The sequence below is a fragment of the Nocardia sp. NPDC005745 genome (assembly GCF_040630775.1).
Classification (GTDB): domain Bacteria; phylum Actinomycetota; class Actinomycetes; order Mycobacteriales; family Mycobacteriaceae; genus Nocardia.
Genome location: NZ_JBEXYF010000043.1, coordinates 29,306 through 44,706, shown reverse-complemented (window position 1 = coordinate 44,706; position 15,401 = coordinate 29,306). Strand labels below are relative to the sequence as shown.

The following is a 15,401-nucleotide window of genomic DNA, read 5'->3' as shown; positions in this document are numbered from 1 at the left end:
CCGGTACCTGATCGGATACATCCGGCGCTTCGGTGTGCTTCGCGCGAATGGGCTCATCGGGCGGTGACACGGGCCGCAACGCATGCGGCCGTGCCCGCGGCCGTCAGCAGCGCCCGATCACGGCTGCCCCATGCGGTCGACGATGCTCGAGGCGATACCGGTGGCGGCTTGGTAGCTGTCCTCGTCGCTGATGTCGAGGTCGCCCATCATGGACAGGCTCCAACTGATGGCCAGCAGGGCTTGGCGGGCGTGGAATTCTGCCAGCGGCGAGGAGTCGGGCTGGGTCATCAGACCGGCCAGAACTCGGAACTGATAGCGCAGGCTGGTCCCGAAGCCGAGGTCGCGGAAGGCGGGCTGGTTTTCGGCCCAGAAGCGGATCATGTCCTTGCCGAGCCCGTGTAGCAGTGCGCCGTAGCGGGTGACGATCTGCCGGGCGCGTTCGGGTCCCTGCGGTGCGGATTCGGCCCACTCGACGATGTCATCGATGCCCCGGCGCAGATCCTCCGAGAGGCTTGCGACGATGTCTTCCTTGGTGCGGAAGTGGTAGTACAGCGCGGCTTTGGTGATGCCGAGGCGTTCGGCGATCTCCCGCAGCGACGTCTTCTCATAACCGCGTTCGGAGAACAGTTCCATGGCGACGGAACGAATTCGTTCCCGGGTGTCGCTGCGACGCCTGTCCATGGGATTCCTCGATTTTGCTTGACGACCGGCTAGGTGGAGCTTAACGTCACCTCCTAGTACAAGTAACTAGCCGGTCGGCAAGTTAAATCGGAGCTGTGGGGAGAACCGATGACCGAAGAGACAGCGAAGGCGCCCGTCAGGGGCGCGGCCATGACCGCGATCGGGGTCGCGATGATCCGGGCACGCGAATCCGAGCGGCCGGATCGGCTGTACGACGACCCGTGGGCGAAGCAGTTCGTCGCCGCCGCCCGGTCGGATTTCGAACCCGAGCGCTGGGCCCGGCTGGAGATGCTCGCGGAACAGTTCTATGCCGGGCGCAGCCTCGGTGTGCGGTTGGTCGATGATCGGGTTCGTGAGGCGATCGACGCCGGTTGTCGCCAGATCGTCTTGCTGGGCGCCGGCTTGGACACTCGTGCCTTCCGGCTGGGGCTACCGGAGTCCATACACGCTTTCGAGATAGACCTGCCCGGGCTGTTCGCGTTCAAGGAGTCTGTGCTGGCCCGGGCCGGTTCCACCGCGACCTGTCGACGCCAGGTCATCGCCATGGATCTGGCGGAGGATTGGGCAACGGCGCTGAGGAAGAACGGCTTCCGTCCCGATATACCGACGTATTGGGTGGACGAGGGCGCGCTTGCCTACATGCCGCCCGAGCAGAACCGTCGAGTCGTTCTGACACTTACCGAATTGTCTTGTCGGGGAAGTCGTTTCGGCGTCAGCCGATTTCGGGTCGATGCCACGGCAGGCCCGTATCCCGAGTTGCGCCGCCTTGTCTCCGGCGATGCGGCCCCTCCGCGTGCGCCCGGCGGCCTCGGCGACGATGTCGAGCAATGGCTCGACGAAATCGGCTGGGATACCGAGTTCCGCAGCTGGAGCGACATGGTCGCACCGCTGGGCCGCCCGGTAGCGGAGCTCGACCCGGACGTCGGGAATATCGCCGCGATCCGCCGGTGACCGGCAGGCCGAGATCCCTCGACGATCCGCTCCCCGCAGATAGCATGCACACTTAGGATGTGTCCGGTTCGGTTTCATCGGACAGGCTAGGGGTGTTGTGGGCGCACGAGCCGGCGGACAGCGGCGTCAACCCAATCAGGAGCGCGCGAAGGCGACCCGGGAGCACATACTCGATACCGCAGCACGATTGTTCGGTGAGCGCGGAATCTCGACAACCTCGACCAACCGGATCGCGGCGGAGGCCGGGGTGAGCATCGGCACGGTCTACCGATACTTCGCCGCCCGTGAGGTCATCGTCGACGCCCTGCTCGACCGCATGCTCGACCACGTCGAACGCCGCTTCGCCGGTTGGGTCTCCGAGCTGTCGCAGCAACCGAGGCCCCACCTGCTGTCCTCGGCGCCGCGGGTGATCACCGAGATGCTGCATCTGTTCGCGGACGAACTGGTCGCCAACGCCACCCTGGTGCGCGCTCTGGTCGGGGGCGTGCAGTTCTACAGCAGCGGTCTGCCCGAGTTCGAACCCCGCCTGAATCGCCTGGTCAACGCACTGCTCGTCCAGCTCCTCGGGCCCGGTGACGACGGCGCCCACGATACGATGACGTTCGTACTGATCAACACCAGCTTCGCCGCGGTCCTGCGCGCCACAGCGACAGACGTCGACCCGGACCTGCGCCACCGGACTATCGCCATGACCGGGCGGATGATCGGCGTCTGGATCCAGGCCGAAGCGACCAGTGCCGTCGACACGTCCCGAACCGCGCACGCTGGACCATCGACCCCGATGTCACCGAAACAGCGAAAGCCGCAGCGAATCAGGACACCACACGCTCGATAGTCCGCCGCCGGAACCTGTTCCTGTGAATCCAGCCGTCCACGATGATTCGTGGCTGTGATCAATGGCTGCGTTCGGTGGGCTGTTCGGTTTTGTCGAGCAGTCGGCGCAGGGCGGTCGGGGTATGGCCGAGGTGCTCGCGGACGGTGCGAGTCAGGTGTGCTTGGTCGGCGAAGCCGAGGTGTGCGGCCAGGCCGGCGAGACCGACTTCGCCGTCGGCGAGCCGGTCGATGACCTGACCGACGCGTACTCGGTTGCGGTAGCGGGTCAGAGAAAGGCCCATGTGCTGCGAGAACGTTCGGCTCAGCCGGTACGGCGAGACCTTCAGCAGGCCGGCCAGCGAGCACAGCCCGGCCGCTTCCGGCGCGCCATCGATGATCGCCTCGCGGGCCGCTGCGACCAGCACTCGGTCGGTGGGCCGCGGACGCGGGCGCGGCTGCCCGGCGGCGAGCGCGACGAGCCGGAGCAGTTCCTCGGTCAGTGCGTAGTCGATGTCGCCACCGCGGGCGGCGGCGAGCAAGCGGCGGTGTGTCAGCTCGATACGGGCGTCGACGTACACCATTCTCGAATCGGCGAAACCTTCCCACAGTTCGGGCTCGACGGTCACCACGGTGCAGACATCGCCGCCGGCGGGATGCGCGAACCGTTCCTCTTCGCCAGGTGCGCCCAGGTAGCCGATGGTCGGGTCCAGATCGGCGTGATCCCCGTCGGCCTGTCGCCGGAACCGGCCGCGTCGCACGAGCACGAGGCGATGGTCATCGCGTTCCTCCGGCGCCGACCAGCCGGTGTTGTCGGCCTGGCAGGCCACCGTGGTCACGGTGAACTTTCCTCCGGCGGCGAGTGTTCTGGCGGATAGCACTCGCGGACCGTACGCGCGGGGTACGACAGAAAACGTCCGCAAGGATCTTCAAGACCCGCGGGTGGTCCGGACCGGATGCTGGGTGGGCAAACCCGTTCTGCATCGCCGCGGTCTGACACGGAGGATCTCATGGCATCCATTCACAAGGAATTCATCGTCGACGCCACACCCGAGGAGGTCTGGAGCGTACTGAGCGACTTCGGCGCCGTGCACGAACGCCTCGCACCGGGTTTCGTCACCGACACGCAACTGAACGCGGACACCCGCGCCGTCACCTTCGCCGACGGCTCCATCGTCTACGAACGCCTCGTGGATCTCGATCCGGTGAGCAGGCGCGTCGCCTACACCATCGTCGGCGGGAGCCTTCACCCCTCCCATCACCATGCGTCGATGCAGGCTCTGCCCGGAAAGGGCGGGCGGACACTGTTCGTCTGGCACACCGACGTCCTGCCCGACACTCTCGCCGGACCGATCACCGAATTCGTCGAACACGGATCGACAGTCGTAGCCCGTGCACTGAAAGCATCGGGAACGCCATGGCCCGGCGATCCGGAGTCCGCACCAGAGATCTGAGAACGCCTGGAGGCGGTCAGAGCCGGTGTCCGGCCGTTCAGGAGGACGACTCACGTTGTTCCGGTTCGGCCGGACGACTCTCCGTAGCAGGTGGCGATCGCGGCGGCGCGGTCGCGCAGGGAGGTGCGCAACCACTGCGGGGTGAGGGCTTCGGCGTCCGTGGCGAGTTGCCACAGCGCCCATTCGGCGTGTCTGCGATCTTGGAAGCTCACCTCCAGTCGCAGCCGGCCGTCCGCGTCGGCTTCTTCGGCGCGGACGGCGATTGCGGTGCGCACCAGGTCTTCCCGCCGTGCCGGGTCCACCAGTACCAGCACGGTGACTCGGTCGCCACCGGTCCGGAACCGCGTGCTGCGTTCCTGCCAGGCGCGGTCCAGATCGACTCGTTCCGGTCGCTGTGCCGGTTCGGGAAGTTCCTCGGCGGCCAGCACCCGCGACAGCCGGTAGGTGCGGTCCGCGCCGGACACGGTGGCCAGCAGGTAACCCTGGTCGCGTACGGTGACCAGGCCGATCGGGTCCACCGTTCGCCACTTCGGGGCGTGGGCTACCGCCGCGTAGTGGATGCGCAGCTTGTGTCCGGCGAACACCGCGCGGCGGATCTCGCTCACTATGGTGTCGGGCACCTCTTCGGGAACCAGCCGGCGTGCGAGGAGGTCGGTCTCCGGGTCGACGAGCAATCGCTGGGCCGCGCCGGTCGCGGTGGCCCGATAGCTTTCCGGTAGCGCGTCGACCACCTTGCGCATGGCCGAGGTGAGCGCGGAGCCGAGGCCGAATGCCTGTGCGCCACGTCGTGATCCGGCGACGAGCAGGGCGAGCGCCTCGTCGTGGTTCAGCCCGGTGAGTTCGGTCTGGAAACCGGGTAACAATGCGAAACCGCCGTGCCGTCCGCGTTCGGCATACACCGGGACGCCTGCCGCGGACAGCGCTTCGATGTCGCGCAGCACGGTGCGGGTGGATACCTCCAGCTCGCGGGCGAGCGTGTCAGCGGTCAACCGACCGCGCTGACGCAGCAGCAACACCAGCGAGACCAATCGGTCGGCGCGCATCCGAAAAAAATACCCGGAATACACGACAGAGGATGTCGTGATTCGCTGGGAGGCTGATCACCATGACAAACGAGAACATGGCCACCGACCCCAACGATCTGGGCAAATACTTCATCGAGCGCGCCAATGCGGGCGACGTCGAGGGGCTGGTGGCGTTGTATGAGCCGAACGCCGTGCTGGCGTTCCCACCGGGCAACCTCGCGACCGGACATGCGGAGATCCGCAAGGTGTACGAACAATTCGTCGCGGCCGCGCCGGTGCTCTCGCCGGGTAGGCAACATCCAGCGCTGGTGAGCGGCGACCTGGCACTGACAGCGTCCACGCTGACCACCGGCGAGGTGACGGTCGAGATCGCCCGTCGCCAGCCGGACGGGTCGTGGCTGTGGGCCGTGGATCAGCCGGCGCTCGTGCCGTAGCGGTGCGGCGGTGGGCCGGCGTGACCGAGCCCACCGCGGCACAGCGGCGTCGAGGCGGGCCCCCGTGGCCGGTCCGCGTCACCGGCGTTACGGCGGCTTTGTCAGGCCGCGGACGTGTGGCCATGCCTCGGCGAGTGCGAGCAGCCGGCGCAACTCCGCGGTGAGATCCCGTGCCCCCGGCCGGATTTGGTGGCGGGATGTGATCCGGTTCGTGCTCGGGGGGCGCCCGGCAGCTTTGGCGGCAATCGCCTCGGCGACGCGGCGGGCATAGATATGTGGTTCAGCGCCGGTGGCGGCAAGATCGTCGGGGCTGTCGCTGTAGCGCTTGAGATGCAGCAGGCTGTCGCGGATCTCGACCGTCATGCGGTGCAGACGGATGGCCGGGTCGGTTCGGCCGTCGCGGTCGTGCGCCTCCAGAACGATTTCGGGGACGGCTGCGGCGAGATCGGCCCACATCGGTTGCAGGCGGCGGCAGTATCGGCCGGTGCGGTCCCATCCGAGGCGGCTGAGCAGGGTGCTGATCAGCGGCACCGTGACCACGGCGGGAGCGCCGACAGCCGAGAGAAGGAAGCCGCTCCATGCTTTCCAGTGCATCTCCGGATCGAATGACGGCCGACCGGTCACGACATCGCAGGCGGTCTCGATCGGGTAGACGACCGCCACGATCCCCATGCCCACGGCGGTGCACAGGACCGCTGCGTACAGGGCGCGTTCCTGCCAGGTGGTGTCCCCCGCTGCGCGCATCTCGCGCACGCTCACCCGTCCGACGAGCAGGGCCGTAGCGCCGAGCGGCAGGGAAAACGCGACCCAGACCACCACAGCAGGCCGGCCGAGGGCTTGGTCGATCAACTGATCAGCGCGGCGGGCGGGCGCCCCTGCGATCAGGATGACGGCGGTGACGACGATCGAGAGGAGGTAATAGCGCCGCTGCCTGCGCCACGTGTGGGCGGGGTCGGCGCCCGCCCACAGTTCGGCGATGCCATAAATATTCGAGACGGCCAACACGGTCGCTCCCAGCGAGAGCTGCCGGGCGAGGTTCACCACGTCGCTGTCACCGCCGGGCAGCAACCAGACCAGTGCCTGTTCGAACCGTGCCTCCCGCAACAGGTGCTCGCAGATACCGGCGGCGAGCGCGCGGTTGACGAGACGGTCGACGACGCTGTCTCCCAACAGCCACCACCGACCGGCCAGCACCGACGTGAGACCTGTCAGGACAGGCCAGGTGATCCAAACCGGGATCGGGGAGGTCATCTCACCGGCGCCGGTTTCGAAAGAACGTCGAGTGGAACCGGCTAGCCGACCGCTTCGGCAGCATCGCTTCCACCAGCAGTAGGTCGGCGAAAGTTTCGGCGGCGCGCTCACGCTCACTGCCGTAGTCTTGGCGGCGCAGTACGCTGCGGATGGTTTCCAGCGACAGCGAGGGCATCAATTCGCGCAACGGCAGATCGGCCGCGCCTGCACCGGGACCGCTCGCGGTCCCGCCGTGGCCGAGCAGCATGTGACCGACCTCGTGGGCGATGATGTGATCGGCGTGCCATTCGGTGTCGGCCCCGTACATGATCACGTCGTCGCCTTCCCGGGCGATCCACAGGCCGCTTCCGGTGCCGCATCCGTTCCCCGAGAGTGCGCCGACGTCGATCGGGCACAGCGTGATCGGCCGTTCCCGGTACGCTGCCACCCGCGCGATGTATTCCGTCATGTCCCATGGATCGGGGATCGGTACCAGGCGACCCAGCTCCTCGAATCGCGCGGCGAGATCCTCCATTACGCCTTCCCTCGCTGATCACGTGCCCCATGCCGATATTGCGGTGAGCGTAGTCGGCTACGGAGCATTGTCGCGGACGTGGCTTGTCGCGCAAGCTTTCTCGCAACCGTCCGCTCTCACGAAGAACGGCCCGAACCTCGAAGGTTCGGGCCGTTCGAAGAGCGCGCGTTCGGCTCTACGCCGCCGAGCGCGGGTTTCAGCGCAGTGCGCCGCGACGGCCGGTCACCAACCCGACCAGGAACAGCAGGATCACCGCGCCGCCGAGGCAGGTGAAGAAGCTGAACCACAGTCCGCCGCCCTCGACATCGACTCCCAGAAGCTTCAGCAGGAACCCACCGAGCAGGCCGCCGACGACGCCCACCACGATGTTGAGCAGAATGCCCTGCTGAGCATCGGTTTTCATGAACTTGCTGGCGATCCAGCCGGCCAGACCGCCGATGATGATCCAACCGAGGATTCCGAGACCGAGCATCTTATTCTCCGATTCGTCCAGTTGAGCCCGCACACTGATCGAGCGAGCGTCTGTCCTCGCCATACCCAGGTCATCGGGCGTCAATCGCATTGCGTGGCAGAAGGATCCTCACGGATCGCCCGGCCGGAGCGCGGACGTACGTCCGGCGCTTGTGCACAACCATAGCCCCGGACGGCGTTCGGCGACGGGCATCCGGATGGTTCAGAACGCGTAACGCACCGTCAACCAGGGCGTCCGCTGGGCGATGAGGCCGGTCAGAGTCGAGACACCGGCGGCCTTGACGTCGTTGCGGTAGCGCACGTTCCACATGCCCGACTGGGAGCGCTTGGCCTGTTGAATGGGCGGCCGCCACAGCAGGTCCTCGGACTTCGGGTGCCAGCCGAGGTTGAGCTCGTGCAGTTGCTCGTTGTGGGTGAGCATGATGATCTCCGCAGCGGCCTGGGCCTTGAAGGCGGAGCCCGTGCCGTCCGAGAGATCCTCCAGCAGCTCCGCCCAGTCCTCCTCCCAGCCGGGGCGGACGACGACGGGGGAAAAGTTGACGTGCACCTCGTAGCCCGCCGCCACGAAGTCATCGATCGCGGCGATGCGCTGACGGATCGGTGTGGTGCGCAGGTCGAGCAACCGGGCGTCGGCCTCGGGCATGAGCGAGAAACGGATCCGGGTCCGCCCGCGGGGGTCGAGGCCGAGCAGGTCGCGATTGACGTACTTGGTGGCGAACGACGCCTTCGCGGTGGGCCACGCGCCGAACGCGGTGATCAGGTCGGCGACGTTGTCGCTGACCAGGGCGTCGACCGAGCAGTCGCTGTTCTCGCCCAGGTCGTAGACCCAGGCGTGCGGGTCGCACTGGTTCGGCACGGTCTTGGGCCCCTGCTTGCGCACGTGCCTTTCGAGATAGCCGACGATCTTGTCGATGTTCGTGAACACCGTGATCGGGTTCGCATAGCCCTTGCGGCGGGGGACGTAGCAGTAGGCGCACGCCATCGCGCAGCCGTTGGACGTCGAGGGAGCGATCCAATCGGCGGAACGGCCGTTGACCCGGGCCGTGAGCGACTTCTTGACCCCGAGGACGAGGTCCTCGGTCTTGACCCGGATCCAGCGGTCGACGTTGCCCGCGTTGCCGTGCAGCTGGTCGATCTTCCAGTGGGATGCGACGCTGATGATCTCGGCGTCGGGGAACCGCGCGCGCACCTGCTGCCCGCGCGGGCTCGCCAGCGCCTCCGGTTCGGCCCACAGGCGACGGACGTCCAGCAGGCGAGGGCCCGATGCGGGCCGGAAGGGGTCCTGATCTGCGGCGGATCGAGTCATAGCCTCTGCCTACTCCACCCCACCGACACTTCGGTGGCCTCAGGCGACGCGGTGTGGGCAGCGTCACCGCCGACGCGAGGCCGATCGCACCCGGAGTGGGCTCATCGGTGGACGCGCACCGGCCGAACCGGCGAGGCGGGATTTCTCGCCTGCTAGGAATTCGATCTTCGGCGGAGCACAATATTCGCAGGGAATAGATTTTCCAGCGTGATCTGCCGCATCCGACGGATCACTCGCCCAGCGATCGAGGGGCGAAACTGACGACATGCACCGAGACGGCGAGCGCCCGAAGGGGCTCAGTGTTTCCGCGCTGGCGGCGGTAGCGAACCCGTCGTACTCGCGAATCGACACATGGAATCTGCTCGACGACGCGTGCCGCAGGCTCGCCGATGTCAACGGCGCCGGTCTGGATACCACCCGCGAAGCCGCGCGGGTGCGGCGCCTGCTCGACCGTCTCGGAGCCTATGAGCGGTACTGGCTGTACCCGGGCGCGGCCAGGCTGGCGGCGTTTCGCGGGTATGTCGCCGATCTCGCCACGGTGCGGCTCACCGAGGAAGTGTCGCTTGCCGTGCGCCTGCTCTCCGAGTACGGCGACCGCGCGGCCATGTTCGACGACGCCGCGCCGTTGGCCGATCAGGAACTCGTGGCGCGGGCCAAACAGCAGAAGTTCTACACCGTTCTGCTCGGCGACGACTCCCCGCCCGAGGCGCCCGAGGGCTTGGCGCACAGCCTGCGGGCGCTTCGCGACCCGTCGGAGGACGTGCAGTTCGAGTTGCTCGTCGTGGCGAGCATCGAGGACGCCATCACCGCCGTCGCGTTGAACGGCGAGATCCAGGCGGCCATCATCCGGCACGACCTACCCCTTCGTTCCCGCGACCGGGTGCCGTTGATGACGACGTTGCTCGGCGTCAACGACGACGTGGTCGTGACCGACCGCACCCGCGACTGGGTCGAATGTGGCGAGTGGATCAGGAAGCTGCGGCCGCATATCGACCTGTATCTGCTCACCGACGAGTCGATCGCCGCCGAGACCGAGGAAGAGCCGGACGTCTACGATCGCACCTTCTATCGGCTCAACGACGCCACCGACCTCTACAGCACGGTGCTCGCCGGTATCCGGAGCCGGTTCGCCACCCCCTTCTTCGACGCACTGCGTGCCTACGCGGCCGAGCCGGTAGGCCAATTCCACGCCCTTCCCGTCGCGCGTGGCGCGAGCATCTTCAACTCCAAGTCGCTCCAGGACATGGGCGAGTTCTACGGCCGCAACATCTTCATGGCCGAGACCTCGTCCACCTCCGGCGGGCTGGACTCACTGCTGGACCCGCACGGCACGATCAGGGCGGCGATGGACATGGCCGCCAAGACGTGGTGCGCCGATCAGACCTACTTCGTGACCAACGGGACGTCGACCGCGAACAAGATCGTCGTGCAGGCCCTGACCCGGCCGGGTGACATCGTTCTGATCGACCGCAATTGCCACAAGTCGCACCACTACGGCCTGGTGCTCGCCGGGGCGTACCCGATGTACCTGGACGCCTACCCTCTCGCGCCGTTCGCGATCTACGGAGCGGTGTCCCTGCGAACCATCAAGAAGGCGCTGCTCGACCTCGAGGCGGCCGGTCAACTGGACCGCGTGCGCATGCTGCTGCTGACCAACTGCACCTTCGACGGCATCGTCTACAACCCCCGGCGCGTGATGGAGGAGGTCCTGGCGATCAAGCCGGACATCTGCTTCCTGTGGGACGAGGCGTGGTACGCCTTCGCCACCGCGGTGCCGTGGGCACGGCAGCGGACCGCGATGGTCGCCGCCGAGCAATTGGAATCGGCGTTGTCGTCGTCCGGATACGCCGAGCAGTACCGCGCGTGGCGCGCGTCGATGCGGGGCGTCGACCGTGCCGAGTGGAGCGACCACCGGCTGCTTCCCGATCCCGAGCGTGCGCGGGTACGCGTGTACGCGACGCATTCCACCCACAAGTCGCTGTCGGCGCTTCGGCAGGCGTCGATGATCCACATCCGCGACCAGGATTTCAAAGCCCTCGTTCGCGAGGCGTTCGCCGAGGCGTTTCTGACCCACACCTCGACCTCGCCGAACCAGCAACTGCTCGCGTCGCTGGACTTGGCGCGCCGGCAGGTCGATATCGAGGGCTTCCAGCTGGTCCGGCACGCCTACGACATGGCGCTGGTGTTCCGTCACCGCGTCCGCAAAGACCGGCTGATCGGCAAGTGGTTCCGCATCCTCGACGAGGCCGACCTGGTGCCCGGCGAGTTCCGGACCTCCGCCGTCAGCTCGTACCGGCAGGTCAGACAGGGTGGCTTGGCAGAGTGGAACGAGGCGTGGCGGTCCGACCAGTTCGTGCTCGACCCGACGCGGGTCACCCTGTTCATCGGCGAAACCGGCATGAACGGGTACGACTTCCGCGAGAAGATCCTGATGGACCGGTTCGGCATCCAGATCAACAAGACCTCGATCAACAGCGTGCTGTTGATCTTCACGATCGGCGTCACCTGGTCGAGCGTGCACTACCTGCTCGACGTGCTGCGCCGGGTGGCTACCGACTTCGAGAGCGACCGCAGCGCGGCCGGTAAGGCCGATCGCGCCCTGCAACAGCGACGGGTCGACGAGATCACCAAGGATCTGCCCGCGCTGCCCGACTTCAGCGCGTTCGACAGCGCGTTCCGTCCCGACGGCGCCAGCTCGTTCGGGGACATGCGATCGGCCTTCTACGCCGGGTACGCGGAGTCCGACCGCGAGCACGTCCTGCTCGGCGACGCGGGGCGACAGCTCGCCAAGGGGAGGCCGCTGGTGTCCGCCACCTTCGTCGTGCCCTACCCGCCGGGCTTCCCTGTGCTGGTCCCGGGGCAGCTGATCTCGACGGAGATCCTCTATTTCCTGGCCGAGCTCGACGTCAAGGAGATTCACGGATACAACCCCGACCTCGGATTGTCGGTCTTCACCGAGGCCGCGCTCACGCGGCTGGCCGCGGCTCGGCACGCGAGCGTGGCGGCGACCGACGGTGTGCCGAAGGCAGCTCCGGTGCCCGCGCGGTCGCTCAGGGCATGATCCCGGTGAGCGAGAAGAATTCCTGGCGGGAGCGGGCGTCTTCGCGCAGTGTGCCGAGCAAGGTCGAGGTGACCGTGGTGGTGCCGGCCGCTTGGGCGCCACGCAGGGTCATGCAGGTGTGTTCGGCTTCGATGACGACGCCGACGCCGATCGGTTGCAGGTTCTCGGCGAGCCAGTCGGCGATCTGCTTGGTGAGTCGTTCCTGCACTTGGGGCCGGTGGGAGAAATGCTCGACGATACGGGCGAGTTTGGACAACCCGAGGATGCGCTCGCCCGGCAGGTAGCCGACGTGGGCGACGCCCACGAACGGCAGCAGGTGGTGTTCGCACACCGATCGCAGCGGGATGCGGCGAGCCAGCACGAGCTCGTCGTAGCCCTCGTCGTTGGGGAAAGTGGTCAAGTCGAACGGGCGGGGCGTGAACAGTTCGGCGTAGGCGCGGGCCATCCGCCGGGGAGTCGCGTGCACGTGTTCGTCGTCGAGGCCGACCCCGAGCGCGGTCAGGAATTGCCGGGCGGCGTCTTCGGCGGCGTCCAGGTCCACCTGCGTAGCGGGTTCGTGGACGACTCGGAGCGCGGGCTGTAGCACGGCTAGCTCCCGCCCACGCCGAGGGCCGTCAACAGCACCAGAACCACGGTGGCGACGGCGAAGACGCCGTGGCCACCGACGACGGCGACGGGAAAATGCCGCTCGGCCGGTTCGGGCGTCTCGGCGATCGTGCGTGCTCGGTAAACGGGCAGCCATCGCAGCAGCATGGCGAATCCCAGCAGTGCCACCGGAATCAGCAACACGAACGCCACCCAGGCGAGGGCGTCGTCATCGAGGGCGAGGTAGGCGATCCACACGATCAGGCCGGCCACGGCGAGCAGGAAGTGCCCGAACACGACCGGCGCGGGAAGGTGGCTGCTGTTCGGTTGCCGAGCGCCGCCTCTCGCGATCCAGGTGCCGAGCAGCACGAAGCCGCCGACGGCGGTGAGCAGCCAGAGAATCAACGACGCGATGGCCATGGTGTCTCCTGACGGAAAGGGTTGGGATACGGATTCACCGGTGGTAGCCGGTGGCTTGGGTGGTTTCGTCGGCTACCCGGACGCCGTAGTGGTAGGCGAGCTTGCCGCCGAGGTAGCCCGACACGGCCAGTGCCACGAGACTCACGATCGACAGCAGCAGCGGGCCCGCCGGGACAGCGCCGTCCGGGCCGCTGCCGGTATGGCGCCACCAGAAGTTGATCGCGTACGCCACGGTGACGACGAGGTTGAGGCTCATGTGCACCAGCCCGGTGCGGAACGCCGTGGTGCCGGTGGGGATGGCGAACAAATCCAGCAACCCGATCGCCGCCGCGGCCAGCGCACCGAGTACGCCGAGCGCGATCAGCCATACCGCGCCGCGGGCGAGGAAGGCCGGGTCCTCGACCACGTGCGAGGCGATGTCGAACACCGAACTCGCCACCCAGGCTCCGATCGGCACGGTGACCAGGATCGGATGGAACGGATGACCGTACGGCCCGGCGAGCGCCGCGCTCACCGGGCGTTTGGCTTGCCGCATGTCGCTGCTCATCACAACCTCCACCCTGGCTTTATTTACACTAAAGATTATTGGCGTTTTTCAGCCTGTGGGTCAAGTCACCCACCTCACGAGGTTGTTTGCGCAGTTCCGGCGAACACAATGGGCGCTATCATGGCCGGGTGACCAGTGAATCGGCGATCGGCGCCGTCGCCGCGCTCGACGACGAGTTGCGGCGGGGCATGTACTGGTTCATCCGCCGCGCGGGTCGTCCGGTCACTCGTGACGAGGCCGCCGAGCAGGTCGGCATCTCGCGCAAACTCGCGGCCTTCCATCTGGACAAGCTCGTCGCCGCCGGACTGCTGCGGGCGAGCTACCAGCAGCTCGACGGCCTTCGGAAAGTCGGGCGCGCACCGAAGGTGTACGAGCCCTCCGGCACCGAGGTGCGGGTGAGCATCCCCGAACGCCGCCACGAAGTCCTGGCCGAGATACTGATGGGCGCGGTGCTCACTCATGATTCCGGTGAGACCGCGCGCGACGCCGCGCGCCGCGTAGCGACCGACCGTGGCACGGCTCTCGGCCGGGCCACCCGAGAACAGGTACGGCCCGGACGGCTCGGCGCCGAACGCGCCCTCACGGTCCTTCGATCGCTGCTCGCCGAACAGGGCTTCGAACCCACCCGTGCGGCACCGGATTGCCTGCGCATGCGCAACTGCCCGTTCCATCCGCTCGCCGCCGCCGAACCCGAGCTGGTGTGCGGGCTCAACCACGCCTATCTGACAGGCGTGCTCGCCGGGCTCGAGGCCGACACGATCGACGCGGTGCTCGCACCCAAGACGGGGGAATGCTGCGTAGAACTCCGCTCAGCCACCTGACCAGCGATACTCCGCGTCAGGCGCCGACAGGCAGGGGCGGCGTTCGAAGCGCTACCGTCCCAGGCAGTTCAGCGCCCGCATGGCCTCGTACTCGACCCGCGAAAGATCCCGGAGAACGGAGCCTGCCCGTACGAGGCGCCGCTCATCGCCCGATTCACCGGCCTGTGCGATCAGTGCCGCGACTTCCGTCCAGAGGGTGGCTGCCTCGGTGTACAGCCCGTGGCCGGTGCGCAGGTGGCTGCTGTCGAGGATCTGGGTGCATTCGGCGAGGAAGTCGCGGTAGAAGTTGCGAAACAGCGCGCCGCCGGTGCCGGCCTTCTCCATCAAGAGGGCGGCCTGGGCGAGATCCCGCCGCGGGTCGTCGGTGCGCCGGAGCCACGTGGGCACCAGCTTGCCCGCCTTCTCGATGCCTCGGTGACCGAGGTTGGCGATGGGCGGGTTGAGGAAAGCCGCGGCGCAGGCGGTGATGGCGGGAACAATACGGCTGTGCGGGGAGGGCGGGTTCCGCCCAACGGTGAGGGTGAAGGACCGGTGCCTGGCGGTCATCGGGCCGCGCGCGGCCCTGGCCCGGGCGAGGCCGGTCAAGCTGGTGGATACCGCTCCGCCTTGCTGGTCGGTGTCCACCAGGTAAGCGTCGTGGTCGTCGTAGCCGTACACGGCGACGACGTGACCACCGAAGTGCACCTTCGAGCTGAAGTAGTCCAGGTAGTAGCTGTCGAGTTGCAGTCCTACGGGGAGGCCGGCATCAATCGGGGCGACCACGTTCTCCCAAGCCCGGCGGGCGGATGTGGTCTCCTCGACCGAGAGTTCCAGTCCGAGCGCGGCGGCCAGGTTCCTGGTGAGGTCGAAAGGCTTGACCCGTCCCCCGAGGAAGGGGAAGCCCATGTTCTTGCTGTCCCAGTACACGAAGGACAGACCGGAGCCGAGACCGAACAGCATGGGCTCGGACAGATCGATACCGTGATGCCGCAGCAGCACTCCCAGGGCCGTCGTCTCGCAGTGCTGCGTACCGCGCGCCTCGACGTTCATCACCGTGGCCATGCCATGCCTCCCCGAGTGCAGATCATCAG

General features: G+C 67.3%; 17 protein-coding genes. 6 read left to right on the top strand and 11 right to left on the bottom strand.

Annotated features, from left to right (window positions below; genetic code table 11):
• Nucleotides 1-117: 117 nt before the first annotated feature.
• A complete protein-coding gene (locus ABZ420_RS31980; RefSeq protein WP_357130742.1) occupies nt 118-681 on the bottom strand; it encodes a helix-turn-helix domain-containing protein in 564 nt (187 codons plus the stop codon).
• A 108-nt stretch (nt 682-789) separates the two neighbouring features.
• Here ABZ420_RS31980 and ABZ420_RS31975 point away from each other — a divergent pair, with 108 nt between their 5' ends.
• Nucleotides 790-1,632 (top strand): SAM-dependent methyltransferase, encoded by an 843-nt coding sequence (locus ABZ420_RS31975; RefSeq protein WP_357130739.1) that lies wholly within the window; start codon nt 790-792, stop codon nt 1,630-1,632.
• Nucleotides 1,633-1,729: 97 nt separating this feature from the next.
• On the top strand, nt 1,730-2,467 hold the full coding sequence (locus tag ABZ420_RS31970) for a TetR/AcrR family transcriptional regulator (RefSeq protein WP_357130736.1): 738 nt from the start codon (nt 1,730-1,732) through the stop codon (nt 2,465-2,467).
• Nucleotides 2,468-2,525: 58 nt separating this feature from the next.
• Here ABZ420_RS31970 and ABZ420_RS31965 read toward each other — a convergent pair whose 3' ends face one another.
• Nucleotides 2,526-3,323 carry an AraC family transcriptional regulator gene (locus tag ABZ420_RS31965; RefSeq protein ID WP_357130734.1) on the bottom strand — a complete coding sequence of 266 codons (798 nt, stop codon included), beginning with the start codon at nt 3,321-3,323 and terminating at the stop codon, nt 2,526-2,528.
• 129 nt (nt 3,324-3,452) lie between these two features.
• Between ABZ420_RS31965 and ABZ420_RS31960 the strand changes: the two genes are divergently transcribed.
• On the top strand, nt 3,453-3,896 hold the full coding sequence (locus tag ABZ420_RS31960; RefSeq protein ID WP_357130731.1) for an SRPBCC family protein: 444 nt from the start codon (nt 3,453-3,455) through the stop codon (nt 3,894-3,896).
• Between the two features lie 50 nt (nt 3,897-3,946).
• Here the strand turns inward: ABZ420_RS31960 and ABZ420_RS31955 are convergent, their stop codons facing one another.
• Nucleotides 3,947-4,939 carry a WYL domain-containing protein gene (locus tag ABZ420_RS31955; RefSeq protein WP_357130728.1) on the bottom strand — a complete coding sequence of 331 codons (993 nt, stop codon included), beginning with the start codon at nt 4,937-4,939 and terminating at the stop codon, nt 3,947-3,949.
• A 62-nt stretch (nt 4,940-5,001) separates the two neighbouring features.
• On the opposite strand from ABZ420_RS31955, the gene ABZ420_RS31950 reads away from it, so the two are divergent.
• Entirely contained in the window at nt 5,002-5,355 is a 354-nt protein-coding gene (locus ABZ420_RS31950; protein ID WP_357130725.1) for a nuclear transport factor 2 family protein, read from the top strand.
• Nucleotides 5,356-5,442: 87 nt separating this feature from the next.
• Here ABZ420_RS31950 and ABZ420_RS31945 read toward each other — a convergent pair whose 3' ends face one another.
• From ABZ420_RS31945 to ABZ420_RS31930, 4 genes are all read right to left on the bottom strand, one after another.
• A complete protein-coding gene (locus tag ABZ420_RS31945) occupies nt 5,443-6,606 on the bottom strand; it encodes an MAB_1171c family putative transporter (RefSeq protein WP_357130722.1) in 1,164 nt (387 codons plus the stop codon).
• Between the two features lies 1 nt (nt 6,607).
• The gene (locus ABZ420_RS31940; RefSeq protein WP_357130720.1) at nt 6,608-7,120 is read right to left on the bottom strand and encodes a hypothetical protein; all 513 of its coding nucleotides are present in this window, start codon (nt 7,118-7,120) and stop codon (nt 6,608-6,610) included.
• A 196-nt stretch (nt 7,121-7,316) separates the two neighbouring features.
• A complete protein-coding gene (locus tag ABZ420_RS31935; protein ID WP_040871565.1) occupies nt 7,317-7,592 on the bottom strand; it encodes a GlsB/YeaQ/YmgE family stress response membrane protein in 276 nt (91 codons plus the stop codon).
• A gap of 201 nt (nt 7,593-7,793) precedes the next feature.
• Nucleotides 7,794-8,897: a spore photoproduct lyase family protein gene (locus ABZ420_RS31930; protein ID WP_357130717.1), complete on the bottom strand. Its 1,104-nt coding sequence runs from the start codon at nt 8,895-8,897 to the stop codon at nt 7,794-7,796.
• Nucleotides 8,898-9,162: 265 nt separating this feature from the next.
• Here ABZ420_RS31930 and ABZ420_RS31925 point away from each other — a divergent pair, with 265 nt between their 5' ends.
• Complete coding sequence (locus tag ABZ420_RS31925; RefSeq protein ID WP_357130714.1) at nt 9,163-11,958, top strand: aminotransferase class I/II-fold pyridoxal phosphate-dependent enzyme; 2,796 nt, start codon at nt 9,163-9,165, stop codon at nt 11,956-11,958.
• On the opposite strand, the gene folE is transcribed toward ABZ420_RS31925, so the two are convergent.
• Genes folE through ABZ420_RS31910 form a run of 3 tightly spaced genes read right to left on the bottom strand, consistent with a single transcriptional unit; the run spans nt 11,948 to nt 13,510 of the window.
• Nucleotides 11,948-12,544 (bottom strand): GTP cyclohydrolase I FolE, encoded by a 597-nt coding sequence (gene folE / locus ABZ420_RS31920; RefSeq protein ID WP_357130711.1) that lies wholly within the window; start codon nt 12,542-12,544, stop codon nt 11,948-11,950. The two genes, ABZ420_RS31925 and folE, sit on opposite strands and share 11 nt — an antisense overlap.
• Nucleotides 12,545-12,546: 2 nt before the next feature.
• Nucleotides 12,547-12,963 carry a hypothetical protein gene (locus tag ABZ420_RS31915; protein ID WP_357130706.1) on the bottom strand — a complete coding sequence of 139 codons (417 nt, stop codon included), beginning with the start codon at nt 12,961-12,963 and terminating at the stop codon, nt 12,547-12,549.
• 34 nt (nt 12,964-12,997) lie between these two features.
• Nucleotides 12,998-13,510, bottom strand: coding sequence for a DUF2231 domain-containing protein (locus ABZ420_RS31910; RefSeq protein ID WP_357130703.1), 513 nt, complete (start codon nt 13,508-13,510; stop codon nt 12,998-13,000).
• Nucleotides 13,511-13,638: 128 nt separating this feature from the next.
• On the opposite strand from ABZ420_RS31910, the gene ABZ420_RS31905 reads away from it, so the two are divergent.
• Complete coding sequence (locus ABZ420_RS31905) at nt 13,639-14,331, top strand: helix-turn-helix domain-containing protein (protein WP_357130700.1); 693 nt, start codon at nt 13,639-13,641, stop codon at nt 14,329-14,331.
• Nucleotides 14,332-14,382: 51 nt separating this feature from the next.
• On the opposite strand, the gene ABZ420_RS31900 is transcribed toward ABZ420_RS31905, so the two are convergent.
• Nucleotides 14,383-15,372: a BtrH N-terminal domain-containing protein gene (locus ABZ420_RS31900; protein WP_357130697.1), complete on the bottom strand. Its 990-nt coding sequence runs from the start codon at nt 15,370-15,372 to the stop codon at nt 14,383-14,385.
• Between the last annotated feature and the right edge of the window lie 29 nt (nt 15,373-15,401).

What these genes read in the sequence shown, in the direction of transcription:
- ABZ420_RS31980 (WP_357130742.1), bottom strand. Translation starts at nt 681, where the DNA reads ATGGACAGGCGTCGCAGCGACACCCGGGAACGAATTCGTTCCGTCGCC.
- ABZ420_RS31975 (WP_357130739.1), top strand. Translation starts at nt 790, where the DNA reads ATGACCGAAGAGACAGCGAAGGCGCCCGTCAGGGGCGCGGCCATGACC.
- ABZ420_RS31960 (WP_357130731.1), top strand. Translation starts at nt 3,453, where the DNA reads ATGGCATCCATTCACAAGGAATTCATCGTCGACGCCACACCCGAGGAG.
- ABZ420_RS31955 (WP_357130728.1), bottom strand. Translation starts at nt 4,939, where the DNA reads ATGCGCGCCGACCGATTGGTCTCGCTGGTGTTGCTGCTGCGTCAGCGC.
- ABZ420_RS31950 (WP_357130725.1), top strand. Translation starts at nt 5,002, where the DNA reads ATGACAAACGAGAACATGGCCACCGACCCCAACGATCTGGGCAAATAC.
- ABZ420_RS31945 (WP_357130722.1), bottom strand. Translation starts at nt 6,606, where the DNA reads ATGACCTCCCCGATCCCGGTTTGGATCACCTGGCCTGTCCTGACAGGT.
- ABZ420_RS31940 (WP_357130720.1), bottom strand. Translation starts at nt 7,120, where the DNA reads ATGGAGGATCTCGCCGCGCGATTCGAGGAGCTGGGTCGCCTGGTACCG.
- ABZ420_RS31935 (WP_040871565.1), bottom strand. Translation starts at nt 7,592, where the DNA reads ATGCTCGGTCTCGGAATCCTCGGTTGGATCATCATCGGCGGTCTGGCC.
- ABZ420_RS31930 (WP_357130717.1), bottom strand. Translation starts at nt 8,897, where the DNA reads ATGACTCGATCCGCCGCAGATCAGGACCCCTTCCGGCCCGCATCGGGC.
- ABZ420_RS31925 (WP_357130714.1), top strand. Translation starts at nt 9,163, where the DNA reads ATGCACCGAGACGGCGAGCGCCCGAAGGGGCTCAGTGTTTCCGCGCTG.
- ABZ420_RS31915 (WP_357130706.1), bottom strand. Translation starts at nt 12,963, where the DNA reads ATGGCCATCGCGTCGTTGATTCTCTGGCTGCTCACCGCCGTCGGCGGC.
- ABZ420_RS31910 (WP_357130703.1), bottom strand. Translation starts at nt 13,510, where the DNA reads ATGAGCAGCGACATGCGGCAAGCCAAACGCCCGGTGAGCGCGGCGCTC.
- ABZ420_RS31900 (WP_357130697.1), bottom strand. Translation starts at nt 15,372, where the DNA reads ATGGCCACGGTGATGAACGTCGAGGCGCGCGGTACGCAGCACTGCGAG.